Origin of the sequence: Streptomyces caatingaensis (assembly GCF_001187435.1) — a bacterium.
GTDB lineage: Bacteria > Actinomycetota > Actinomycetes > Streptomycetales > Streptomycetaceae > Streptomyces > Streptomyces caatingaensis.
Map to the genome: position 1 here is coordinate 53,954 of NZ_LFXA01000001.1, position 22,678 is coordinate 76,631.

Genomic DNA, 22,678 nt, shown 5'->3' on the forward strand with positions numbered 1-22,678 from the left:
TCCCCGTTGTGCACGGGCCCGGAACCCGACCGGAGAACCCCCGGTCCCGTTCCTCCAGTGAATGACCTGTCGGCCGGGTCCGTCGCGCGAAGGTGCGCGGGGGCGTGGATCCCGGCGTACGGCCGCTCTGCCGGCTCCCCCGCGCGGGGAGGCGAACCCCAAGGGCGTGGGGGCGAGCGGTGCCGTAACCGGTGCCGGCCAACCCCCATACGGGCGCGCAGCAGCTCCACGCGCGTCCTCGGAACCCAAGGATCGACCATGGCGTCCAGCCTGACGAAGGAGTCAACCGCGCGGGACAACACCCCCGTCGCCGGCGGCAAGACCCTCTTCGGCCACCCCCTCGGCCTGGCCCCCCTCTTCCTGACCGAGATGTGGGAGCGCTTCTCCTACTACGGAATGCGCGCCCTCCTCGTCCTGTACCTGATCTCCGGTGGCCCGGACGCCAAGTCCGGAAGCCAGGGCGGCGGTCTGGCCATGCCGGAGTCCACGTCGCTGGCCATCTACTCGGTGTACGTGGCGATGGTGTACCTGCTGGCCATGCCCGGCGGGTGGTTCGGCGACCGGGTCTGGGGCCCGCGCAAGACGGTGGCCATCGCGGCCAGCGTGATCATGTGCGGCCACCTGCTGCTCGCCCTGCCCGGCAAGCCCACCTTCTTCGCCGGTCTGGCGCTGGTGGCGATCGGCTCGGGTCTGCTGAAGTCCAACATCTCGACGATGGTCGGCCACCTCTACAACGGCCCCAAGGACCCGCGTCGCGACGGCGGCTTCACGCTCTTCTACATCGGCATCAACCTCGGCGGCCTCGGCGCCCCGCTGGTCATCGGCACCGTCGGCCAGAAGGTCAGCTGGCACCTGGGCTTCACCCTCGCCGCGATCGGCATGGGCCTGGGCCTGGTGGCGTTCCTCATCGGCACCCGCTGGCTGGACCCCAAGAGCGCCACGGTCCCGATGCCGCTGACGGCCGCGGAGCGCAACTCCTGGCTGCTGAAGGGCCTGATCTGGCTGGTCATCGCCGCGATCTTCTACGGCGTCGTGGTCGGCACGGGCCACTTCACGATCAACTGGGCGCTGGTGCCGATCGCATTGATCGGTCTCGTCGTCCCGATCTTCGTCCTCGCCCGCATCAAGCGGGACAAGGAGCTCACCTCCGAGGAGCAGACGAAGGTCAGCGGCTACATCTGGTTCTTCGTCGCGGCCGCGGTGTTCTGGGGCATCTTCGACCAGGCCGGTTCGACCATGTCGACCTTCGCCGAGAAGAAGACCACCGACAACGTCTTCGGCCTGCACTTCCCGTCCACCTGGTTCCAGTCGATCAACTCGGCGTGGGTGCTCGTCCTCGCCCCGGTCTTCGCGGCGATGTGGGTGGCGCTGGCGCGCCGCAAGCGCGAGCCCAGCTCCACGGTGAAGTTCTCCGCGGCGATGCTGCTGGCCGGTGCCTCCTTCGTGCTCTTCGCCATCCCCATGGCGATGGCGACGGACGGCAAGACGGTCAGCCCCCTGTGGCTGATCACCATCTACATGCTGCAGACCCTCGGTGAACTCTGCCTGTCGCCCGTGGGTCTGTCGCTGACCACGAAGATGGCGCCGCAGAAGTACGCCAGCCAGATGATGGGCGTCTGGTTCCTCGCGGTCACCGCGGGCGACTGTGTGATGACCCTGATGGCCACCAGCGGTGTGAACCTCAACAGCTTCGGCGTGATCCTCGGCGAGGCCGTGGTCGCGGCCGTCGCGGGTGCGGCGGTCTGGACGTCCCGCAAGAAGATCGAGGGCCTGATGGGCGACGTCCGCTGACGGACGGCGTCCCGTACGGCGAGAGGGCCCCCGGCGCAACGGCGCGCCGGGGGCCCTCCGGTGTCTCCCGCCGCCCTCCGGGCGGCCTCTCCCCTCCGGCGCTACCCCGGGGCCGCCAGCTCGGCCCACACGGTCTTGCCGACGCCGCCCTCGTGGCGGACGACGCCCCAGTCGAGGCAGAGCCGCTGGACGATGAACATGCCGTGGCCCCCGGGGCGGCCCGCGCGGTGCGGGGTGCGGGGGGCGGGCTCGCCGGCGCCGAGGTCGGAGACCTCCAGGCGCAGCACCTTGGCGCCCCGGGTGACGAGCAGCTCCTCCGGCCCGCCGGCGTGCAGGCAGGCGTTGGTGACCAGCTCGGAGACCACCAGCAGGACGTCCTCGGCGGCGGCCCGGTGGTCGGCGCTGGCCGCCGGCAGCCAGCCCCAGTCGGCCAGCGCCTGGCGGGTGAAGTCGCGCGACATCGGGACCGCGCCGCCGACGCCGACGAGGTGGAGCCTGCGGGACGGCCCGGCCGGCCCGGCGGGGCCGCCGGCCGCGGCGGAACCGTGCGCCTCCGGGCCGGGCTCGCCCGGCGCCGGCCGGGACGGCCGGGTGGTGCTCATCAGCGCTTCACCTCACCGATTGACCGATAGAGAAGTTGGGAAGAGGGGGTCGGCCCCGCCGTCGTGGACGGGTCCAGCTGGCTCCTGCCCGGCCGTGCGCGGCGGACACCTGTGACGCGGCTCGCGTGCCGCGGCCGGTGCGGCCGGCCGCTACTCGGCCAGCGCGGCGTCGAGCGTGCCGTGGACGACGAAGACCGCGCCGGCCCCGGTGATCTCGAAGACCCGGGCCACGACGGGGCGCATCGCCGCCAGATGGACCGCCCCGCCCGCGGCCTCGGCCTTCAGCCGGGCGCCGAGCAGGACGTTGAGTCCGGTGGAGTCGCAGAACTCGAGCTGTGAGCAGTCGACCACGACGCGTGCGCCGGTCTCCGCGGCGCAGTTCTCGAGGGGTTCGCGGAGCAGCTCGGCCGTATGGTGATCGAGCTCACCCCGCGGTGTCACGACGGCGCTGGCGCCGTGCCGCCGGACCTCCACCCGCAGCCGGGCCCCGCTCACGACTCCGACACCTTTTCCCTGGTATCTCCGCTTTTCATCGCGTATCCCTCCGTGGTGTGCCCATGCCGTGCCATGCCCGCTGAGGACAGCGGAAACCCTACGCGTTCCTTACGGGAGCCGAAAGTCCAACTTCCGGCATTTCAGCCCTGATCCGGACATATCGGACTTGCCAAGGTGAGGTAAAGACCGATACGGCTAGAGGAGTACCCAGAGCGGAGTACGAGCACATCGCCCACCACGACGGCCCGGAGGCGCCGCAAACCGCAGCACGAGCTCATGGCACCGGCGGCCATATGCCGAGAACGATGGAGGAGACCATGTCACCCCGGCTCGACGAACCGCGTTCCCCCCTGATCATCGGGGCCACCTGTGGGACCGCCTCTCCGGAGGCCCCGGAGAGCGCCTCGTCGGCACCCGCACCGCTCCCGCCCCTCCCCGACATCCCCCCGTACGACGAGGTGGAGCCGGTCGACGCGCGGGCCCTGTCCAAAACCCTCTTCGCGCGGCTGGAGTCGCTCGAGGAAGGGACGCACGAGTACCAGTACGTGCGCAACACCCTCGTCGAACTGAACCTGGCCCTGGTCAAGTTCGCGGCCTCCCGGTTCCGCACCCGCAGCGAACCGATGGAGGACATCGTCCAGGTCGGCACCATCGGCCTCATCAAGGCCATCGACCGCTTCGAGCTGAGCCGGGGCGTCGAGTTCCCGACCTTCGCGATGCCGACGATCATCGGCGAGATCAAGCGCTTCTTCCGCGACACGAGCTGGTCGGTGCGCGTACCGCGCCGCCTCCAGGAGCTGCGCCTCTCCCTCGCCAAGGCGGGCGACGAACTCGCCCAGCGCCTGGACCGCTCCCCCACCGTCGGTGAACTCGCCGCCCACCTCGGCATCTCCGAGGACGAGGTCGTCGAGGGCATGAGCGCCAGCAACGCCTACACGGCCAGCTCGCTGGACGCGCCCGTCGAGGCCGACGAGGGCGACGGCGCCCTCGCCGAGCGCATCGGCTACGAGGACCACGACCTCGAAGGCGTCGAGTACGTCGAGTCGTTGAAGCCCCTGATCGCCGAACTCGCCCCGCGGGACCGGAAGATCCTCTCCCTCCGCTTCGTCGCCAACATGACCCAGTCGGAGATCGGCGACGAGCTCGGCATCTCGCAGATGCACGTGTCGCGGCTGCTGTCGCGCACGCTGGTGCGCCTGCGGCGGGGGCTGCTGGGCGACGGGTGACGGCGGCCGTGTCCGGCAAGCCCCCGGCCGGACACGGCGCTCCCTCAGCCCTCCAGCGCCCGCGCCACCGCCGCCTCGGCGTGCAGCCGGGCCGTGGGGAACAGCGGCACCGGGCTGTCCTCGGGGCGCACGAGCAGCTCGATCTCCGTGCAGCCCAGCACGACGCCCTCCGCGCCGCCCGCGACGACGAGCTCCCGGATGATCTCGCGGTACGCCGCCCGCGACTCCTCGCGCACGACCCCCGCGCACAGCTCCTCGTAGATGACGCGGTGGACGGTCCGCCGTCCCTCCTCGCCGGGGACGAGGACGTCCAGACCGCCCGCCGCGAGCCGGTCCTTGTAGAAGGACTGCTCCATCGTGAAGGCCGTCCCGAGCAGGGCGACCCGGCGGACGCCCGCCGCCCGCACCGCCTCGGCCGTCGCGTCCGCGAGGTGCAGCAGGGGGACGGACGTCGCCGCCGAGACGTGGTCCGCGACCTTGTGCATCGTGTTGGTGCAGAGGAGCAGCAGCTCGGCCCCCGCCGCCTCCAGCGCCTTCGCGGCCCCGGCGAGCACCTCGCCCGCCTCCTCCCAGCGCCCGGCGGCCTGGAGCCGCTCGATCTCCGCGAAGTCCACGGAGTACAGCACGCACCGGGCGGAGTGGAGCCCGCCGAGCCGCTCGCGGGTGAGGGTGTTCAGCAGGCGGTAGTACTCGGCGGTGGACTCCCAGCTCATGCCGCCCAGCAATCCGATCGTCTTCATCGGATCACCTTCGCCGCCGGAGCGCCGCGGCGCAACGCACTTACCGCACGCGGACGCCCCGCTTCCACACCCCCGCCACCAGCGGCACCCCCGGCCGGTAGGCGAGGTGGACGTGCGAGGGCGCGTCGAGCAGCACCAGGTCGGCGCGGGCCCCGGGCGCGATCCGGCCGACGTCGGTGCGGCGCAGGGCCGCCGCACCGCCGGCCGTGGCGGACCAGACCGCCTCGTCGGGCGTCATCCCCATGTCCCGCACGGCGAGCGCGATGCAGAACGGCACGGAACTGGTGAAGGACGAGCCGGGGTTGCAGTCCGTGGAGAGCGCGACCGTGACCCCCGCGTCGAGCAGCCGCCGCGCGTCCGGCCACGGCGCGCGCGTGGAGAACTCCGCGCCGGGCAGCAGCGTCGCGACGGTGGAGCCCTGCGCGAGCGCGTCCACGTCCGCGTCCGTCAGGTGCGTGCAGTGGTCGGCGGAGGCGGCGCCGAGCTCCACGGCGAGCCGGACGCCGGGCCCGTGCCCGAGCTGGTTGGCGTGGACGCGGGCCGACAGCCCCTTGGCGAGACCCGCCTCCAGGACGGCCCGGGACTGGTCGCCGTCGAAGGCGCCCTTCTCGCAGAAGACGTCCACCCAACGGGCGTGCGGGGCGCAGGCGTCCAGCATCTCGCCGGTGACCAGGGCGACGTACCCGTCCGGGTCGTCCGCGTACTCGGGGGCCACGACGTGGGCGCCGAGGTAGGTGACCTCGTCGGTGTGGGCGGCGGCGATGCGCAGGGCGCGCGCCTCGTCGTGGACGCTCAGCCCGTACCCGGACTTGGTCTCCAGCGTGGTCGTGCCCTGGCGCAGCGCCTCGTCCAGGTAGCGGACGAGCCCCGCCTCCAGCTCCGCGTCGCTCGCGGCGCGCGTGGCCGCGACGGTGGTGCGGATGCCGCCCGCGCTGTAACCGCGGCCCGACATGCGGGCGTTGAACTCGTCGGTGCGGTCCCCGGCGAAGACCAGGTGGGAGTGGGAGTCGACGAACCCGGGCAGGACCGCCCGGCCGCCCGCGTCGACGGCGTTGTCGGTGGCGGGTGCTTTGCTGGTCCCACCGACCCAGGCGACGCGGTCGCCGTCGACGACGACGGCCGCGTCCCGGAGCAGACCGAGCGGACCCGTGCCGAGGGAGGTGTCGTTGGTGACGAGACTGCCGATGTGGGTGATGGCCGTCGTGGTCATGAAGCTGTGGGTGTCCTTCTGTCGCGTCTGTTCCGTCGGCGTTCCGGGCGGCGTCAGCCGCGCAGGGCGGCGATCGACTCGGCGAGGGCGCGCGGCACGTCCGGTACGAGCAGGTGCCGCCCGTCGCGGACGATCCGCCGCCCGCCGACCGTCACATGCCGTACGTCCGCGGCCGTGGCCGCGAATACGGCCGTCTCGGCGGCCAGTTCGGGCCCGGGCCCCGCGGTGCGGACGGAGTCCAGCGCCACGGTGGTGAGGTCGGCGGGCGCGCCCGCCTCGATGCGGCCGGCCTCGGGCCAGCCGAGGGCGGCGTGCCCGTCGGCGGTGGCGGCGCGCAGGAGCTGGGCGGCGGTCCAGTTGCCCCGGCGGTGGGTGCGCAGCCGTTCGTCCAGCTCCATGGCGCGGGCCTCCTCCAGGAGGTCGGTCACCGCGTGGCTGTCGCTGCCGAGGGAGAGCGGCGAGCCGGCGTCCTGGAGGGCGCGGGCGGGCCCGATGCCGTCGGCGAGGTCGCGCTCGGTGGTGGGGCACATGCAGACGCCCGTGGCGGAGCCGCCGAGGAGCCGGATGTCGCCCGGGGTGAGGTGCGTGGCGTGGACGGCCGTGGTGCGCGGGCCCAGCACGCCGTGGTCCGACAGCAGGGCGGTGGGCGTGAAGCCGTACGCCTCGACGCAGGCGTCGTTCTCGGCGATCTGCTCGGAGAGGTGGACGTGCAGCGGGGCCCCGCGCTCCTCGGCCCAGGCGGCGACGGTGGCGAGCTGGTCGGCGGGCACGGCGCGCACGGAGTGGACGGCGGCGCCGATCCGGGCGTGGCCGGAGGGCTCGATTCCGGCCGCCCGTTCGGCCCAGGCGTCGGCGGTGCCGTCGGAGAAGCGGCGCTGGTGCCGGCTGGGCGGTTCCCCGAATCCGGAGGAGAGGTAGGCGGTGTCGAGGAGGGTGATGCGGATGCCGGCGTCCGCGGCGGCGGCGAGGAGGGCCTCGCCCATGGCGTTGGGTTCGGCGTAGGGCGTGCCGCCCGGGGCGTGGTGGACGTAGTGGAACTCGCCGACGCAGGTGATCCCGGCGAGCGCCATCTCGGCGTAGACGGCGCGGGCGAGGGCGAAGTAGCTGTCGGGGGTGAGCCTGTCGGCGACGCCGTACATGACGTCGCGCCAGGTCCAGAACGTCCCCTCGCCGGCCTGCGCGGCGCCGCGCAGGGCCCGGTGGAAGGCGTGGGAGTGGGCGTTCGCCAGGCCGGCCAGCGTGAGCCCCCGCAGGGTCTCCGCGCCCGGCGGGGGCGTGGCGGCGCCCGTGCGGACGGCCGTGATCCGGCCGTCCGCCACGTCGAGGGCCACGCCCGGCTCGACGCGGTCGCCGAGCCAGGCGTGCTCCGCCCAGTAGGTCGTGGTCACCGGCACGCGAGGCCCTCCAGTACGTCGGCGAGTGCGGTCACCCCGGCGACGCAGTCGTCCTCGGCTGCCGTCTCGGCCGGCGAGTGGGAGACGCCGGTGGGGTTGCGTACGAACAGCATGGCGGTCGGAACGCTCGCGGAGAGGATTCCGGCGTCGTGTCCGGCCCCGGTCGGCAGGACGGGTACGCCGCCGAGCAGCCCGGCGAGCCGGTCGCGCAGGTCGTGCGCGAACTCGACGACGGGCGTGAACGACTCGCGGGTGACGCGCACCTCGACGCCGTCGCGCCGGCCCCGCTCGACGGCGGCGCGCTCGATCTCGCCGACGACCTCGGCGAGGGTGGCCTCGTCGGCGGCGCGGGAGTCCAGCCAGGCGCGGACCAGGGAGGCGACGGCGTTGACGCCGTTCGGCTCGACGCCGACCTTGCCGAAGGTGGCGAGGGCGCCGGCGAGGCGGGCCTTCTTGCGCGCGGCCAGCACGGTGTTGGCGTAGGTGAGCATCGGGTCGCGGCGGTCCTCCAGGCGGGTGGTGCCCGCGTGGTTGGCCTCGCCGTGGAAGTCGAACCGCCAGCGTCCGTGCGGCCAGATCGCGGAGGCGACGCCGACGGGGTGCGGCGTGGCCGCGAGGGCACGGCCCTGTTCGACGTGGAGCTCGACGAACGCGCCGACGCGGGCGAGGCGTTCGGGGTCGGGCCCGATGGCCTCGGGGTCGTACCCGGCGCGTTCCATCGCCTGCGGCAGCGACACCCCGTCGGCGTCGCGCAGGCGGCGCGCCGCGTCGGCGGTGAGCTGCCCGGCGGTCAGCCGGGAGCCGACGCAGGCGAGGCCGAAGCGCGCGCCCTCCTCGTCGCCGAAGTTGACGACGGCGAGGGGGCGGGACGGGCGGGCGCCGCGGGCGCGGAGCTCGTCGAGGGCGGCGAAGGAGGAGACGACGCCGAGCGGGCCGTCGAAGGCCCCGCCGTCGGGGACGGAGTCCAGGTGCGAGCCGGTGACGACGGCGTCCCCGGCGGAGGGGTCACCGAGCCAGGCCCACTGGTTGCCGTTGCGGTCCACCTCGTGGGCGAGGCCGCGGGTCTCGGCCTGCGCCCTGAACCACGCGCGGCAGTCGGCGTCGGCGCCCGTCCAGGCGAAGCGGCGGTAGCCCCCGCTCTCCTCGGCCCGCCCGACGGGCGCGAGATCGCGCCACATCTCGTGGAACGAGGGGCCGTTGGCGGGCAGGGGTGCCGCCGGGGCGGAACGACCGCCCGCCACGCGGCGGCCGTCGTCCGTCATCCGGCCTCACCCTCCCGCATGGGGACGCGGACGCCCCGGTCGGTCGCGACCGACTCCGCGATGTCGTAGCCCGCGTCCACATGACGGATGACACCCATCCCGGGGTCGTTCGTCAGCACCCGCCGGATCTTCTCGCCGGCCAGCGGCGTGCCGTCCGCCACCGTGACCTGGCCCGCGTGGATCGACCGGCCCATGCCGACGCCGCCGCCGTGGTGGAGGGAGACCCACGACGCACCCGACGCCACGTTCACCATCGCGTTCAGCAGCGGCCAGTCGGCGATCGCGTCGGAGCCGTCCAGCATGGCCTCGGTCTCGCGGTACGGCGAGGCCACCGAGCCGCAGTCGAGGTGGTCGCGCCCGATGACGACCGGCGCGGACAGCTCGCCGCTCGCGACCATGTCGTTGAAGCGCTCGCCGGCGCGGTCCCGCTCGCCGTAGCCGAGCCAGCAGATGCGGGCGGGCAGGCCCTGGAAGTGGACGCGCTCGCCCGCCATCCTGATCCACCGGGCCAGGGACTCGTTCTCGGGGAAGAGGTCGAGGATGGCCCGGTCGGTGGCGGCGATGTCCTTGGGGTCGCCGGAGAGCGCGGCCCACCGGAAGGGGCCCTTGCCCTCGCAGAACAGCGGCCGGATGTACGCCGGAACGAAGCCGGGGAAGTCGAAGGCCCGCGCATAACCCGCCAGTTGGGCCTCGCCGCGGATCGAGTTGCCGTAGTCGAAGACCTCGGCGCCCGCGTCCTGGAAGCCGACCATGGCCTCCACGTGCTTGGCCATCGACTCGCGTGCCCGGACGGTGAAGTCGGCCGGCTTCTCGGCCGCGTACGAGGCCATGTCGTCGAATTCGACGCCGATGGGCAGATAGGCCAGCGGGTCGTGGGCGGACGTCTGGTCGGTGACGATGTCGATCGGCGCGTTCATCGCCAGCAGCTGCGGGACGAGTTCGGCCGCGTTGCCGAGGACGCCGATGGACAGCGGACGCCGCGCGTCCCGCGCCTCGACGGCGAGCTGGAGGGCGTGCTCCAGCGAGTCGGCGCGCACGTCCAGGTAGCGGTGCTCGATGCGGCGGTCGATCGCGCGCGGGTCGCAGTCGATGCAGAGCGCGACGCCGTCGTTCATGGTGACGGCGAGCGGCTGGGCGCCGCCCATGCCGCCGAGCCCAGCGGTCAGGGTGATCGTCCCGGCCAGCGAGCCGCCGAACCTCTTCGCGGCGACCGCGGCGAACGTCTCGTACGTGCCCTGGAGGATGCCCTGCGTGCCGATGTAGATCCACGAACCGGCCGTCATCTGGCCGTACATGGTGAGCCCGAGGGCCTCCAGCCGCCGGAACTCCTCCCAGTTGGCCCAGTCGCCCACGAGATTCGAGTTGGCGATCAGGACGCGCGGCGCCCACTCGTGCGTCCGCATGACGCCGACCGGCCGGCCGGACTGCACGAGCATGGTCTCGTCCTGCTTCAGCGTCCGCAGGGTACGGACCATCGCGTCGAAGGACCGCCAGTCGCGGGCCGCCTTGCCCGTGCCCCCGTAGACGACGAGCTTGTCGGGGTGCTCGGCGACCTCCGGGTCGAGGTTGTTCTGCAGCATCCGCAGGGCGGCCTCCTGCTGCCAGCCCAGGGCGCTGAGCCCGGTTCCTCGCGGTGCTCGCACGGGTCGCGGTCCTGACATGGGCCCTGCCTCCCTGACACTCACTGAACACGACAGTGACTGAATAGAACACTGCACATACTGCGGAGCTGAATAGCCCTAGTCAACAGCTGCGCGCGCTCCGCCGCGCACCCGTGGCATACCCGCCGCGCCGGTGATGAAGTAGCCCCATGGACCTCCTCGGGAACGACCGGGCGGCGCGGCGGCACGCCGCCGTACGGGCCGCGGTGGCGCGGGGCCTGGTGGACGAGCGGCAGCCGGTCGTCGGGCTGCTGGACGTGGCCGGCATCCGCGCGTCGGCCGCGTCGCTGCGCGAGGCGTTCGCGGAGGTGCGCACCGGGCGCCCCGGCTCCGGCGGCGTGCTGCACGCCTTCGCCGTCAAGGCCGCCGCCCTCGTCCCGGTGCTGCGGCTGCTCGCCGAGGAGGGGCTGGGCTGCGAGGTCGCCAGCCCCGGCGAGCTGGCGCTGGCCCGCGCGGCCGGGGTCCCCGCCGGCCGGATCGTGCTCGACTCCCCCGCCAAGACGACCGCCGAGCTGCGCGAGGCGCTGGCGCTGGGCGTCGCCGTCAACGTCGACAGCCGCGCGGAGCTCGACCGGCTGGACGCGCTCGTCGGCCCGGCCGGCCCCGGCCCCGCCGGATCCCCGCTGGGCGTGCGCGTCAACCCGCAGGTGGGCGGCGGCGCCATCGGCGCGATGAGCACGGCCACGGAGACGTCCAAGTTCGGGGTGGCGCTCCGCGACCCCGGCGCCCGCGCCTGGCTCGTCGAGGCGCACGCCCGGCGGCCGTGGCTGACCCGGCTGCACGCCCATGTGGGCTCGCAGGGCTGCCCGTTGGAGCTGATGGCCGAGGGCGTGCGGATCGTCTACGAGCTGGCCGAGGAGATCAACGACGTCACCGGACGGCGGCAGATCGACACCCTCGACATCGGCGGCGGCCTGCCCGTCGACTTCACCTCCGACGCGGCCCTCCCCGGCCACCGGGAGTACGCGCGTCTCCTCGCCGCCACCGTGCCCGGGCTCTTCGACGGGCGCTACGGACTGGTCACCGAGTTCGGCCGGTCGCTGACGGCGAAGAACGGCATGGTCCTGGCCCGCGTCGAGTACGCCAAGACGGCCGGGGGCCGGCGGATCGCGGTGACCCACGCCGGCGCGCAGGTGGCCACGCGCACGGTCTTCGCACCCGGCTCCTGGCCGCTGCGGGTGGCCGCCTACGACGCGGACGGGCTGCCGAAGGCGGGCGCGCCGGTGCCGCAGGACGTGGCGGGTCCGTGCTGCTTCGCGGGCGACCTGGTCGCCGTCGGCCGCGAGCTGCCGCCGCTGGAGACGGGCGACCACGTCGCGCTGCTGGACACCGGCGCGTACTACTTCTCCACGCACTTCGCCTACAACGCCCTCCCCCGGCCGGGGATCCACGGCTGGCTGGCCGGGGCGGACGGGCGGGTGCGCTTCGCGCCCGTCCGCGCCCCGCAGACCGTCGAGGAGCTGGTCGCCGAGGGCGGCGGGGCGTACCGGGACGGGCTCAGCGCGCTGGGCTGACCGCCGCGCGGCCCGGGGCGCGCCGGGCGCCGCCCGGGGCGGCGTCCCCGGCCGCGAGCCCGGTCGTCAGGTAGCCGGGCACGCCCTTGGCCGCCGGGCTGCCCTTCGCCCACTCGGTGCGCACCCACAACAGGCCGCCGGTGCGCCGCTCCAGGCCGCCCAGCCACTGGGCCTTGGCCCACAGGCCCGCGCCCAGCCCGGCGAGCGCCATGCCGCCCGCGGCCGGCAGGACGAACGAAGCGGCGACCGCCACCGGGAAGGCGAGCAGCAGCCAGGAGCGGCGGGCGCGGCGCCAGGCGCGGGCGGTCACGGCGCGGTCCTGGAGGAAGACGGACTTGCCGGCGCGCGAGGCGCCGCGGATGAGGGCCGCGTAGCGGGCCCTGCGGGCGGTGAACGCGGCCGCCGCGGCCGCGAGGAAGAGCACCGCGCCGGCCAGGACGCCGATCCGGCGGCCCGTCAGGCCCGGGAGGGCCGCGCCGACGCCCGCCGCGAGCAGCCCCGGCCACCACAGCCACGGCACCGGCGCCCGTACGATCACTGCCACCCGCGCCACCGCGTATCCCCCGCGTCCCATGCCCTACCTCCTCACACCGGCTGATTCCAGGCGCAGGTTAGCGGGCGATTCTGAGGAGGGGCTGAGAGCGGCGTGCCGGGTGCCGGGTTCTTCGCCCGGGGCGGGGCGCGGTCACTCCGCGAACAGCCCCCGCGCCACGGCCCCCGCGTCGAACTCCTCCAGGCGGGCCTGCGCGTCCGGCAGGGCGTCGCACATCGCCTCCAGCAGCACCCGCCCCAGCAGCATCGGCGCGCAGGCCGTGTCGAAGGCCAGGCCCGTCCCGACGGCGGCCGGGAGCAGCAGGTCGCTGTGGCGCGCCACGGGCGCGAAGGTGGAGTCCGCGACGGTGACGACCGTCAGGCCCGTCCCCCGGGCGTAGGCGAGGGCGTCCACCACCTCCCGCGGATGCCGCGGCAGCGCGAAGCACAGCAGGGCGCTCGCCCCGGCCCGTACCGCCCCGTCGACGCGGTCGACGAGCAGCGACCCGCCCTCGTCGAGGAGCCGCACGTCGGGGTGGACCTTGCGGGCGAAGTAGGCGAAGCCGCCCGCCTGGGCGGCCGCGGCGCGCAGGCCCAGGACCGGCAGCGGCCGGGACGCGGCGAGCAGCCGGCCGGCCCGCGCCACCGGCGCGGGGTCGGCGAGCAGGGAGGCGAGGTGCCGCAGGTTGTCGATCTCGGCGTGGACGGCCTGCTGGTACTCGTTGAACGAGCCGTCCCCGTCCGGCGCGGCCCCGCCCGGCACCGCCTCGCGCAGATGGCGCCGCAGCGCCGGGTAGCCGTCGAAGCCGAGGGCGACGGCGAAGCGGGTCACCGACGGCTGGCTGACCCCGGCGAGCTCCGCCAGCTCGACGCTGGAGAGGAAGGGCGCGTCGGCGGCGCGCCGCACCAGGCAGTGGGCGATCCGGCGCTGGGTGGGCGTCAGCCGGTGGCCCTCGAAGAGCTTCTGCAGCCGCGCGGTCGCGTCCGGCGCCCCGCCGGTCTCCGTCATCGGCCCTCCATTCATCGACTGCCGTTCCTGCATGGAATTATGCAGCCGGCGGGGCGGCCGCTCACACCGGCGGCAGCAGCTTCTTCTGCGGCTTGCCCATCGCGTTGCGCGGCAACGCGTCCAGGAAGCGCACCCGGCGCGGCCGCTTGTGGACGGACAGCCGCTCGGCGACGAAGTCGATCAGTGCCTGCTCGGCGACCCCGTCGGCCACCACATAGGCGACGATCTCCTGGCCGAGGTCGTCGTGGGGCACGCCCACGACGGCGGCCTCGGCGACGGCCGGGTGGTCGAGCAGGGCGTTCTCCACCTCGCCGGCCCCGACGCGGTAACCGCCGGACTTGATGAGGTCGGTGGAGGCGCGGCCGACGATGCGGTGCGTCCCGTCCGGCTCGATGGCGGCGATGTCGCCGGTGCGGAACCAGCCGTCGGGGGTGAGCGCCGCGGCGGTGGCCTCCGGCCGGCCCAGGTAGCCGGCGAAGAGCGTCGGCCCGGACACCTCCAACTCGCCGATGCCGCCGCCCTCTTCGACGGCGGCCAGCCGCGTCCGCGTCCCCGGCAGCGGCACCCCGACGCGGCCGGGGCGGCGCTCACCGTCCGCCCGGGCGGCGACCGTGATGAGCGTCTCGGTCATGCCGTACCGCTCGACGGGCCCCTGTCCGGCCAGCTCCTCCAGCGCGCGGAAGACGGGCGCGGGCAGCGCGGCGCTCCCGGAGACCAGCAGCCGGGCCCCGGCGAGGGCGCGCGCGGAGGCGGGGTCGCGGGCGACGCGCGACCAGACGGTCGGCACGCCGAAGTACAGGCTGCCGCCGGCCGCGGCGTACGCCTCGGGGGTGGGCCGCCCGGTGTGCACCAGGCGGCAGCCGGTGCGCAGCGCGCCCAGCACGCCGAGGACGAGGCCGTGCACGTGGAACAGCGGCAGGCCGTGGACGAGCGTGTCGTCGGCGGTCCACTGCCACGCCTCGGCGAGCCCGTCGAGGCCGGCCGCGACGGCGCGGCGGGGCACCAGCACGCCCTTGGGGGCGCCGGTGGTGCCGGAGGTGTAGAGGATGAACGCCGTGGCGGCGGGCGCGGGTTCGGGGCCGGACCAGGCCGCCCGCTCCTTGAGGTCGACGGGCAGGCCGACGCCGTCCTCCCCGGCGGCGCCGAGGACGAGTTCGGCGCCGGAGTCCGCGAGGATGTGGTCCCGTTCCAGCGGTCCGGCGTCCGGCGGCAGCGGCACGACGGGCACCCCGGCGAGCAGCCCGCCGACGACGGCGGCGACCGTCTCGGCCGTCGCGGTCGCCCGTACGGCGACGGAGGACGCCCCGGCGATCCGTTCCGCGACGGCGCCCGCCGCACCGAGCAGGTCCTCGCGGGAGAGGGTCCGGCCGGCGACGGACAGGGCGTCCGGCCGGTCGGCCGCGGGCGCGGACCCGGTCAGCGACGACAGCAGCGGCTGCGGTTCGGTCGGTTCGGTCACGACGTCTCCTTCCACGGGCCCGCGGGAGGGGCGGCCCCCCGGCGGATACGGGTGCTGGCCCCACTGACGCGGGGTCCGCAGCGACCGTACCGTTACGGCCATGACCGGCCATGACCGAGACCTCGAGAAGGAACTCGACGCGACCCTCCAGACCCGCAAGGAGCTGGGGGCGGAGTACGAGGCGGAGCTCGTCGACGCCTTCCTGGAGAAGGTGGAGCGGAAAGTCGACGACGCCGTGGACCGGCGGATGCGCCGGCTGGCGGCGGAGCAGCAGATGTCGGCGGCCCGGGGCGGATCCCCGGGGCGGGGCGGGGAGTTCGGCACCTTCGGCGAACGCTTCGGGTTCGCGATCGTGTCGCTGGTGCTGGCGATCCCGCTGTCCGCGATAGGCGCGGGGTACGCGGGGCTGCTGGGGCTGGTGGTCAGCTGGGCGGGGATCGTGGGGGTGAACGTGGCGCACGTGACGCGGGGTCTGCCCTGGCAGCGCGAGCGCTGAGGACCGCGCGGACGGACCCTCGCGGGGGCCGCCGCACCCCGGCCTCGAGGCCGGGATCGGGACGGCGGCGACCCCCACGGACGGACGCGGGAACCCGCGCCCGGACGGCCGTGGAGTCCGGGAGCCGCTCCGGAGGTCCGTGCCGTCGTACCGGGCACCGCGCCGGACGCTCTCCGTCCGGGCGACGCCCCTTCACTATGCGGGGCCCGTGTTAAGTCCGTGCTGCCATCACGTGACGCATACGTACCTTTTACGGGTTCCCTCGTGCCCGTCCCCGCGACCGGGGCGCTACTTCGCGCCGTTGCCCTCCGCCAGGAAGGCCAGCAGGTCCTGACGGCTCACCACGCCGGTCGGCTTGCCCTCGACCAGGACGATGGCGGCGTCCGCCGCGCCGAGCACGGCCATCAGGTCGGCGACCGGCTCGCCGGAACCGACCTGCGGCAGCGGGGCGCACATGTGCTTCTCCAGCGGGTCGGAGAGCGAGGCCCGCTTGGTGAACAGCGCGTCCAGCAGCTCGCGTTCGACGACGGAGCCGATGACCTCGGCGGCCATCACGTCCGGGTGCCCGGCGCCCGGCTTGACGATCGGCATCTGCGAGACGCCGTACTCGCGCAGCACCTCGATGGCCTCGCCGACCGTCTCCTCGGGGTGCATGTGCACCAGCGACGGCAGCTCGCCGTCCTTGCGGCGCAGCACGTCGCCGACGCGGGCGGCGTCGCCGGCCTCCTCCAGGAAGCCGTAGTCCGCCATCCACTCGTCGTTGAAGATCTTGCTCAGGTAGCCGCGGCCGCTGTCCGGCAGCAGGACGACGACGACGTCGTCCTCGGTCAGCCGCTCGGCCAGGCGCAGCGCGCTGACGACGGCCATGCCGCAGGAGCCGCCGACGAGCAGGCCCTCCTCGCGGGCGAGGCGGCGGGTCATTTGGAAGGCGTCCTTGTCGGAGACCGCGATGATCTCGTCGGTCACCGTGCCGTCGTAGGCGGTCGGCCAGAAGTCCTCGCCGACGCCCTCGATCAGGTACGGACGGCCGGAGCCGCCGCTGTAGACCGAGCCCTCCGGGTCCGAGCCGACGACCGTGACGCGGCCGCCGCTGACCTCCTTCAGGTAGCGGCCGGTGCCGCTGATGGTGCCGCCGGTGCCGACGCCCGCGACGAAGTGGGTGATCTTCCCCTCCGTCTGCTCCCAGATCTCCGGGCCGGTGGAGTGGTAGTGCGACAGCGGGTTGTTCCGGTTGCTGTACTGGTCCGGCTTCCAGGCGTTCGGGATCTCGCGGACGAGGCGGTCGGAGACGTTGTAGTAGGAGTCCGGGTGCTCGGGATCAACCGCGGTCGGGCACACCACGACCTCCGCGCCGTAGGCGCGCAGCACGTTGATCTTGTCCTGGGACACCTTGTCGGGGCACACGAAGACGCACTTGTAGCCCTTCTGCTGGGCCACCATCGCCAGGCCGACACCGGTGTTGCCGGAGGTGGGCTCGACGATCGTGCCGCCCGGCTTGAGTTCGCCGGACTTCTCCGCGGCCTCGATCATCCGCACGGCGATGCGGTCCTTCACCGAACCGCCGGGGTTGAAGTACTCGACCTTGGCCAGCACGGTGGCCTTTATGCCTTCGGTCACGCTGTTGAGCTTCACCAGCGGCGTGTTGCCGATGAGCTCGATCATCGAATCGTGATACTGCACGGTGATCTCCGCGGTCGGGGGCACTAGCGGTTCGTCGCGTGCCCGTACGACCAGCCTATTCGGCCGAATGGCGGTCCGGCCGCACCCGCGGCGCGTTGCGGCCGCCCCCGTGCGGGGCACGTACGTATCAGCACGGTTCGGGCTCAGGGTGCGGCACGGAGTGCACCGCGCTCGTGGAGCGGGAGGAGACCCGCCTTATGTCCATGTCGAGGGCGAGGGCCGCCCGGCGGATCGCCGCCGCGGCGGCGTACGGAGGCGGCGGCATCGGTCTGCTGGGGGGTGCGGCGCTGGGGCTGCTGCTCACCGAGGTGGCGCTGGCCAGGAGGGTCGTCGGCGGCAACAACGACACGCCGCCGCAGGCGGACGGGCGGTACGGCTCCTCGTTCGTGCACGCCTCCGGCCGTGAGCCGCTGGTGCTCGGCATGCTGGGCGACTCCACGGCCGCCGGCAAGGGGGTCCACCGGCCCCGCCAGACGCCGGGGGCGCTGCTCGCGACGGGGCTGGCGGCGGTGGCGGAACGGCCGGTGGACCTGCGCAACGTGGCGCTCTCCGGGGCGCAGTCGTACGACCTCGAGCGCCAGGTCACCCTGTTGTTGTCAGGTCCGGGGCCGGTCCCCGACGTCTGCGTCATCATGATCGGCGCCAACGACGTCACCCACCGGGTGCCGGCCGCGCGGTCCGTGCGGCTGCTGTCGGAGGCGGTGCGCAGACTGCGGGACGCGGGGTGCGAGGTCGTCGTGGGCACCTGTCCCGACCTCGGCACGATCGAGCCGGTCTACCAGCCGCTGCGCTGGCTGGCCCGGCGGCTGAGCCGGCAGCTCGCGGCGGCGCAGACGATAGGGGTGCTGGAGGCGGGGGGCCGCACGGTGTCGCTGGGCGACCTGCTCGGGCCCGAGTTCGCCTCGAACCCGCGGGAGTTGTTCGGTCCCGACAACTACCACCCCTCGGCGGAGGGGTACGCCACGGCGGCCATGGCCGTCCTGCCCACGCTCTGCGCGGCGCTCGGCCTCTGGCCCGAGGACGAGGAGCGGCCGGACGCGACGCGCCGCGAGGGCATCCTGCCGGTCGCGCACGCGGCGGCGCGGGCGGCGGCGGAGGGCGGCGCGGAGGTGTCCTCCGCGCGCGGCCGCTGGGCGCTGCTCAAGTACCGGAGGCGCCGGCAGCTGCCCGCCCCGGAGGGGCCGGAGGGACCGGAGGGGCCCGGGGCCGGCGGTCCGCGGGACGGCGGCCCGGAGCGGCACCGGGTGTGGAACCGGGTGGGGCACTGACGGCGGAGCGCCGGCGGCGGCCGCCCGGGCCTTCGACGCTCCCCGCTCACTCCCCGGCGGGGGCACACTCGGAAGCACGGCCCCATGAGGCCCGCATCACAGTCGCACCCCCGTGACCAAGACCTTACGTGCGGGTAACTTCACCGGAGTCCCGCCGCCCACGCCCCGCGCCGACTGGAGAGCCGTGATGCCCGAAGCCGTGATCGTCTCAACCGCCCGCTCTCCCATCGGCCGGGCCTTCAAGGGCTCGCTGAAGGACCTGCGCCCCGACGACCTCACCGCCACCATCGTCCGGGCCGCGCTCGACAAGATCCCGGCGCTCGACCCGCGCGAGATCGACGACCTGATGCTCGGCTGCGGGATGCCCGGCGGCGAGCAGGGCCACAACCTGGCCCGGATCGTGGCCGTGCAGATGGGCATGGACCACCTGCCCGCCACGACCATCACCCGCTACTGCGCCTCCTCGCTCCAGACCTCCCGCATGGCCTTCCACGCGATCAAGGCCGGCGAGGGCGACGTCTTCGTCTCGGCCGGCGTCGAGATGGTCTCGCGGAGCGTCAACGGTTCGTCGGACGGCCAGCCCGGCACCCACAACCCGGTGTTCGCCGAGGCCGAGGCCCGTACCGCCGCCCGCGCCGAGCGGGGCGGCGAGGGCTGGCACGACCCGCGCGAGGACGGCCTCCTCCCGGACGCGTACATCGCGATGGGCCAGACCGCCGAGAACCTCGCCCTGCTGAAGGGCGTCACCCGGCGGGAGATGGACGAGTTCGGCGTCCGGTCGCAGAACCTGGCCGAGGAGGCGATCGGCAAGGGCTTCTGGGAGCGCGAGATCACCCCGGTGACCACCCCGGACGGGACGGTCGTCACCCAGGACGACGGCCCGCGCGCCGGCGTCACACTGGAGGGCGTCCAGGGCCTCAAGCCCGCGTTCCGCCCGGACGGCCTGATCACGGCGGGCAACTGCTGCCCGCTCAACGACGGCGCCGCCGCCCTGGTGATCATGTCCGACACCAAGGCCCGCGAGCTGGGCCTGACGCCGCTCGCCCGGATCGTCTCCACCGGCGTCTCGGCGCTGTCGCCCGAGATCATGGGGTACGGGCCGGTCGAGGCGAGCCGCCAGGCGCTGAAGCGGGCCGGGATGACGATCGGCGACATCGACCTGGTCGAGATCAACGAGGCGTTCGCGGCGCAGGTGATCCCGTCCTACCGGGACCTCGGCATCGACCTCGACAGGCTGAACGTCAACGGCGGGGCCATCGCCGTGGGTCACCCCTTCGGCATGACCGGCGCCCGGATCACCGGCACGCTCGTCAACTCGCTGCAGTTCCACGACAAGCAGTTCGCGCTGGAGACGATGTGCGTGGGCGGCGGGCAGGGGATGGCGATGGTGCTGGAGCGGCTGAGCTGAGCCGCAGCGGAGGGCAGGGGTCGCCTGAGGTACGAAGGCGGCACCTGCCCGCAGCGGAGGCGAAGCTCAACGCGACCGACAAGAGGGGAGCGGCTGGGCTGAGGCCGCGGGGGCACTGTTCCGTTTGTGACCCAATCTCCCCCAGGATGTGACCAACGTCCCGGGGGAGATTCGTTTCCCCAGGTCAGATATGTTGAAGAAACAACCTCAGGGTCATAGGTCCCGCCGGTTTCATGACGTTTTGCACTAGGGGCAGGGGAAGACGCGCGCGAAGCTGAGGTAGGAATTCGGGGGATCCATAGCAACCGGGAGTACGTCAGTGAGCGCCATGTCTCTTGCCCTGCTGCTGGCCGCTGCCACCGCCACGACCGCGGGCGCCGCCGCACTGTGCGCCACGCGCGGACTGCGCCGCCAGATCGCCGGGCTCCGCGCCGACCTGGCGGCCGCCTCGGCCGCCGCCGGGGAGCGGGCCGCCGAGCGGGCCGAGGTGCCGGCCGCCCGGAACGCCCCCGCGGCCGGGGCCCACGTGGCCGGGATCTCCGAGATACGCGCCGCCGTCGCCGACGCCCTCGCCGAGGAGCGCGAGCGCGAACTCGCCGAGGCGCGCGCCTTCTGGGCCGCTCAGGAGGCGCTCGACCTGGGCTCCGCCCCGGGCGCCGACGCCCCGCTGCTGTCCGGCCTGACCGGCCCCGGCACCGACGACGCGGCCGCCGACGGCGGCCCCTACGGCCTGTACATCCCCCGCCAGCCCGACTTCGCGGGCCTGGAGGCGCCGGGCTCCGACGGACCGGAGGCGGAGCGCGCGGACGCGGCGGAGTCCGCCGAGCTGGCCGCCGCCCGCCGCCGCCACCCCTCGCACCCCGACTTCTCCCCGGCCACCCCGGTCACCGACCACGAGCGCACGGTCGAGCTCCTCGGCGAACTCGCCGACGCCGGCGTCCCGTTGGCCGACGTGCGCCCCGGCCCCCTCGGCACCCTCGACGTCTACGTCTTCGCCGACGGCACCACCGTCTGCATGACGCCCGGCCACCGCGAGACCGCCGAGAACCTCGCGCACGCGCTGCGCACCGGCGACGCCCCGGTCCTGCTGGGCGGCTCCGGCGTGGCCGGCGCCTACGCCCTGACCTTCGGCTGCGCCACCGGCAACGTCTACGTGCTCACGGACCGCGTCGTCGCGTCCCACTGAGCCCCGCGCGGGCCCGCCGCCGGGCCCGTCACAGCCCGCAGCGCCGGGCCGCCGCCTCGATGAGCCCGACGGCCTCGGCGACCTGCACCCCGGCCGTCCCGCCGCCCTGCCCGGCGAGCGCCTCCGCCAAGTCGTGGCCCGCGACGGCCACTTGGTCCGCCACCGCGAACATGCCGGCCTCGGGCATCTGCCGCGGCTCGCCCTCGCCCGGTTCCTCGATGCGCTGCGCCCGGGCGGCCAGCTCGCGCGCGAGGGTCAGCGCCTCCGCCGCCGCGCCCCGGCTCAGCCGGGACTGCGGGAGGGCGCGCAGGCGGTCGGCGAAGGCGTCCACGGCGGCCAGGAGAGGTGTCACGTCATCCACGCCCCCGAGACTATGCGGCCGTTGCCGACTGTTGCCAATGGCTGAACACTCAGGCACGGTGACATGAAGGACCATCATCCAAGCGTCCGGAGGCGCCGATGTCCCACGTCATCTCCGACGAGACCCACCGGAACCTGCTCTCCCGAATCCCCCGCTGCACCGGCCGTGACATCGCGGAATGGCTCCGCACGGTCGACGAAGGCCCCGCATTGTCCAGGTTCGAGGAGAAGGTGAGCTGGCTGCGCGGAGAGCACGGACTCGCCTACGGCCACGCCAAGGCGATCGTGCACGAGTACGACCTCCGGCGGGCCGCGCGCAGGCTCCTGTAGCGCCGCGGTCCCCCGCAAACGGGGGACGGGGCCCGGGAAGGCGTCGCCTTCCCGGGCCCCGTCCATGTGCGGAGGCGTCCGCCCGCGCTAGTCCTGATTGAGGATCGCGATCAGGCGGAGCAGCTCGGTGTAGATCCACACCAGCGACAGCGTGAGGCCGAACGCGGCCAGCCACGACTCCTCGCGCGGCGCGCCGTACTTCACGCCGTCCTCGACCTGCTTGAAGTCCAGCGCCAGGAAGCAGGCGCCGAGCACCACGCCGACGATGCCGAAGACGATGCCCAGGCCGCCGGTGCGGAAGCCGAGGCCGTCGCCCCCGCCGAACGCGGCGAAGAGCAGGTTGACGACCATCAGCAGCAGGAAGCCGATCGCGGCGCCCGCGACGAAGCGGGTGAAGCGGCGGTCGACCCGGATGAGCCGGGTCTTGTACGCCACCAGCACACCGGCGAAAACGGCCGTCGTGCCGAGGACCGCCTGCATCGGCGCGCCCCGGGCGATCTGGTTGTACGCCTGGCTGAGGACGCCGAGGAAGAGGCCCTCGAAGACCGCGTAGGCCAGGATGATCGCCGGCGACGGCTTGGCCTTGAACGACTGGACCAGGCCCAGCACCATCGCGACCAGGCCGGCGCCGAAGCCGAGCTGCACGGGCAGCCGCAGCGCCCACGCCGCGCCCGCGGCGACGATCACGGCGGCCAGCGTGATGCCGGTGCGCAGGACGACGTCGTCCATCGTCATCGCGCCGGACCGCGCCGGCGCCTGCGGCATGCCGTACTGGACGTCGGCGGCGCCCTGGGCGTAGGGGTTGTTCGCGTACGGGTTGGTGGGCTCGGCGTAAGGGCTGTTCGCGTAAGGATTTCCCTGCGTCGCGGACCCGGACTGCGGTGCCGCGTTGAAGCCCGCGTAACCGCCTCCGGAGGTGAACCCCCGTCGCGTGAAGACCGGGTTCCTGCTCCTCATTTCACTCCTCCATGGCCACCCTGCGCGGCCTTGCCGTCAAGGGTAATGGGTAGGCAAAGGAATGGCTCTCGTACTGTGGGACGATCTTTTGGCGTATCC

Annotated in this window: 21 protein-coding genes; 8 read left to right on the forward strand and 13 right to left on the reverse strand. The window is 74.0% G+C overall.

From position 1 onward, the window contains the following. Positions 1-258 precede the first annotated feature (258 nt). Positions 259-1,791 carry a peptide MFS transporter gene (locus AC230_RS00240; RefSeq protein ID WP_049713871.1) on the forward strand — a complete coding sequence of 511 codons (1,533 nt, stop codon included), beginning with the start codon at positions 259-261 and terminating at the stop codon, positions 1,789-1,791. A gap of 101 nt (positions 1,792-1,892) precedes the next feature. On the opposite strand, the gene AC230_RS00245 is transcribed toward AC230_RS00240, so the two are convergent. Then, positions 1,893-2,393 carry an ATP-binding protein gene (locus AC230_RS00245; protein WP_049713872.1) on the reverse strand — a complete coding sequence of 167 codons (501 nt, stop codon included), beginning with the start codon at positions 2,391-2,393 and terminating at the stop codon, positions 1,893-1,895. A gap of 150 nt (positions 2,394-2,543) precedes the next feature. Further along, entirely contained in the window at positions 2,544-2,888 is a 345-nt protein-coding gene (locus tag AC230_RS00250; RefSeq protein WP_107082019.1) for an STAS domain-containing protein, read from the reverse strand. Between the two features lie 305 nt (positions 2,889-3,193). On the opposite strand from AC230_RS00250, the gene AC230_RS00255 reads away from it, so the two are divergent. Then, a complete protein-coding gene (locus AC230_RS00255; protein ID WP_422125545.1) occupies positions 3,194-4,114 on the forward strand; it encodes an RNA polymerase sigma factor SigF in 921 nt (306 codons plus the stop codon). Positions 4,115-4,158: 44 nt separating this feature from the next. Here AC230_RS00255 and AC230_RS00260 read toward each other — a convergent pair whose 3' ends face one another. From AC230_RS00260 to hutU, 5 genes are all read right to left on the reverse strand, one after another. After that, entirely contained in the window at positions 4,159-4,854 is a 696-nt protein-coding gene (locus AC230_RS00260; protein ID WP_049713874.1) for an aspartate/glutamate racemase family protein, read from the reverse strand. Between the two features lie 40 nt (positions 4,855-4,894). Continuing rightward, a complete protein-coding gene (hutI, locus tag AC230_RS00265) occupies positions 4,895-6,064 on the reverse strand; it encodes an imidazolonepropionase (RefSeq protein WP_049713875.1) in 1,170 nt (389 codons plus the stop codon). 53 nt (positions 6,065-6,117) lie between these two features. After that, positions 6,118-7,458 carry a formimidoylglutamate deiminase gene (locus AC230_RS00270; protein WP_049713876.1) on the reverse strand — a complete coding sequence of 447 codons (1,341 nt, stop codon included), beginning with the start codon at positions 7,456-7,458 and terminating at the stop codon, positions 6,118-6,120. Then, the gene (locus tag AC230_RS00275; RefSeq protein ID WP_198535368.1) at positions 7,449-8,636 is read right to left on the reverse strand and encodes an allantoate amidohydrolase; all 1,188 of its coding nucleotides are present in this window, start codon (positions 8,634-8,636) and stop codon (positions 7,449-7,451) included. Before AC230_RS00275 ends, AC230_RS00270 begins: the two co-directional genes overlap by 10 nt. Positions 8,637-8,716: 80 nt before the next feature. Next, entirely contained in the window at positions 8,717-10,381 is a 1,665-nt protein-coding gene (gene hutU / locus AC230_RS00280) for a urocanate hydratase (RefSeq protein WP_049713878.1), read from the reverse strand. 149 nt (positions 10,382-10,530) lie between these two features. Between hutU and AC230_RS00285 the strand changes: the two genes are divergently transcribed. After that, on the forward strand, positions 10,531-11,895 hold the full coding sequence (locus AC230_RS00285; protein WP_049713879.1) for a type III PLP-dependent enzyme domain-containing protein: 1,365 nt from the start codon (positions 10,531-10,533) through the stop codon (positions 11,893-11,895). On the opposite strand, the gene AC230_RS00290 is transcribed toward AC230_RS00285, so the two are convergent. The 3 genes from AC230_RS00290 to AC230_RS00300 all read right to left on the reverse strand — a co-directional run bounded on the left by AC230_RS00290 (position 11,879) and on the right by AC230_RS00300 (position 14,867). Then, a complete protein-coding gene (locus tag AC230_RS00290; RefSeq protein ID WP_049713880.1) occupies positions 11,879-12,469 on the reverse strand; it encodes a hypothetical protein in 591 nt (196 codons plus the stop codon). The two genes, AC230_RS00285 and AC230_RS00290, sit on opposite strands and share 17 nt — an antisense overlap. Positions 12,470-12,580: 111 nt before the next feature. Continuing rightward, positions 12,581-13,435 carry a MurR/RpiR family transcriptional regulator gene (locus AC230_RS00295; protein ID WP_049713881.1) on the reverse strand — a complete coding sequence of 285 codons (855 nt, stop codon included), beginning with the start codon at positions 13,433-13,435 and terminating at the stop codon, positions 12,581-12,583. 61 nt (positions 13,436-13,496) lie between these two features. Next, entirely contained in the window at positions 13,497-14,867 is a 1,371-nt protein-coding gene (locus AC230_RS00300; RefSeq protein WP_049713968.1) for an acyl-CoA synthetase, read from the reverse strand. Positions 14,868-14,994: 127 nt separating this feature from the next. On the opposite strand from AC230_RS00300, the gene AC230_RS00305 reads away from it, so the two are divergent. Then, the gene (locus tag AC230_RS00305; protein WP_049713882.1) at positions 14,995-15,390 is read left to right on the forward strand and encodes a hypothetical protein; all 396 of its coding nucleotides are present in this window, start codon (positions 14,995-14,997) and stop codon (positions 15,388-15,390) included. A 288-nt stretch (positions 15,391-15,678) separates the two neighbouring features. Here the strand turns inward: AC230_RS00305 and AC230_RS00310 are convergent, their stop codons facing one another. Then, a complete protein-coding gene (locus AC230_RS00310; RefSeq protein WP_049713969.1) occupies positions 15,679-17,070 on the reverse strand; it encodes a cystathionine beta-synthase in 1,392 nt (463 codons plus the stop codon). Between the two features lie 197 nt (positions 17,071-17,267). On the opposite strand from AC230_RS00310, the gene AC230_RS00315 reads away from it, so the two are divergent. From AC230_RS00315 to AC230_RS00325, 3 genes are all read left to right on the forward strand, one after another. After that, positions 17,268-18,338 carry an SGNH/GDSL hydrolase family protein gene (locus AC230_RS00315; RefSeq protein WP_049713883.1) on the forward strand — a complete coding sequence of 357 codons (1,071 nt, stop codon included), beginning with the start codon at positions 17,268-17,270 and terminating at the stop codon, positions 18,336-18,338. A 187-nt stretch (positions 18,339-18,525) separates the two neighbouring features. Next, a complete protein-coding gene (locus AC230_RS00320; protein ID WP_049713884.1) occupies positions 18,526-19,746 on the forward strand; it encodes an acetyl-CoA C-acetyltransferase in 1,221 nt (406 codons plus the stop codon). 328 nt (positions 19,747-20,074) lie between these two features. Further along, entirely contained in the window at positions 20,075-20,932 is an 858-nt protein-coding gene (locus AC230_RS00325) for a hypothetical protein (RefSeq protein ID WP_241833012.1), read from the forward strand. Positions 20,933-20,960: 28 nt separating this feature from the next. Here AC230_RS00325 and AC230_RS00330 read toward each other — a convergent pair whose 3' ends face one another. Beyond that, complete coding sequence (locus AC230_RS00330) at positions 20,961-21,293, reverse strand: hypothetical protein (protein ID WP_049713886.1); 333 nt, start codon at positions 21,291-21,293, stop codon at positions 20,961-20,963. A 98-nt stretch (positions 21,294-21,391) separates the two neighbouring features. Between AC230_RS00330 and AC230_RS00335 the strand changes: the two genes are divergently transcribed. Next, positions 21,392-21,622, forward strand: a complete 231-nt coding sequence (locus AC230_RS00335) for a DUF4287 domain-containing protein (RefSeq protein ID WP_049713887.1) — start codon at positions 21,392-21,394, stop codon at positions 21,620-21,622. An 87-nt stretch (positions 21,623-21,709) separates the two neighbouring features. Here the strand turns inward: AC230_RS00335 and AC230_RS00340 are convergent, their stop codons facing one another. Further along, entirely contained in the window at positions 21,710-22,579 is an 870-nt protein-coding gene (locus tag AC230_RS00340) for a Bax inhibitor-1/YccA family protein (protein ID WP_049713888.1), read from the reverse strand. Positions 22,580-22,678: the final 99 nt, after the last annotated feature.

Bases quoted from the DNA above. Each gene is read 5' to 3' on its own strand.
- AC230_RS00240 (WP_049713871.1), top strand. From the start codon at position 259: ATGGCGTCCAGCCTGACGAAGGAGTCAACCGCGCGGGACAACACCCCC.
- AC230_RS00285 (WP_049713879.1), top strand. From the start codon at position 10,531: ATGGACCTCCTCGGGAACGACCGGGCGGCGCGGCGGCACGCCGCCGTA.
- AC230_RS00325 (WP_241833012.1), top strand. From the start codon at position 20,075: ATGTCTCTTGCCCTGCTGCTGGCCGCTGCCACCGCCACGACCGCGGGC.
- AC230_RS00290 (WP_049713880.1), bottom strand. From the start codon at position 12,469: ATGGGACGCGGGGGATACGCGGTGGCGCGGGTGGCAGTGATCGTACGG.
- AC230_RS00245 (WP_049713872.1), bottom strand. From the start codon at position 2,393: ATGAGCACCACCCGGCCGTCCCGGCCGGCGCCGGGCGAGCCCGGCCCG.
- AC230_RS00315 (WP_049713883.1), top strand. From the start codon at position 17,268: ATGTCCATGTCGAGGGCGAGGGCCGCCCGGCGGATCGCCGCCGCGGCG.
- AC230_RS00260 (WP_049713874.1), bottom strand. From the start codon at position 4,854: ATGAAGACGATCGGATTGCTGGGCGGCATGAGCTGGGAGTCCACCGCC.
- AC230_RS00320 (WP_049713884.1), top strand. From the start codon at position 18,526: ATGCCCGAAGCCGTGATCGTCTCAACCGCCCGCTCTCCCATCGGCCGG.
- hutU (WP_049713878.1), bottom strand. From the start codon at position 10,381: ATGTCAGGACCGCGACCCGTGCGAGCACCGCGAGGAACCGGGCTCAGC.
- AC230_RS00340 (WP_049713888.1), bottom strand. From the start codon at position 22,579: ATGAGGAGCAGGAACCCGGTCTTCACGCGACGGGGGTTCACCTCCGGA.
- AC230_RS00255 (WP_422125545.1), top strand. From the start codon at position 3,194: ATGGAGGAGACCATGTCACCCCGGCTCGACGAACCGCGTTCCCCCCTG.
- AC230_RS00335 (WP_049713887.1), top strand. From the start codon at position 21,392: ATGTCCCACGTCATCTCCGACGAGACCCACCGGAACCTGCTCTCCCGA.
- AC230_RS00275 (WP_198535368.1), bottom strand. From the start codon at position 8,636: ATGTGGCGCGATCTCGCGCCCGTCGGGCGGGCCGAGGAGAGCGGGGGC.
- AC230_RS00295 (WP_049713881.1), bottom strand. From the start codon at position 13,435: ATGACGGAGACCGGCGGGGCGCCGGACGCGACCGCGCGGCTGCAGAAG.
- hutI (WP_049713875.1), bottom strand. From the start codon at position 6,064: ATGACCACGACGGCCATCACCCACATCGGCAGTCTCGTCACCAACGAC.
- AC230_RS00305 (WP_049713882.1), top strand. From the start codon at position 14,995: ATGACCGGCCATGACCGAGACCTCGAGAAGGAACTCGACGCGACCCTC.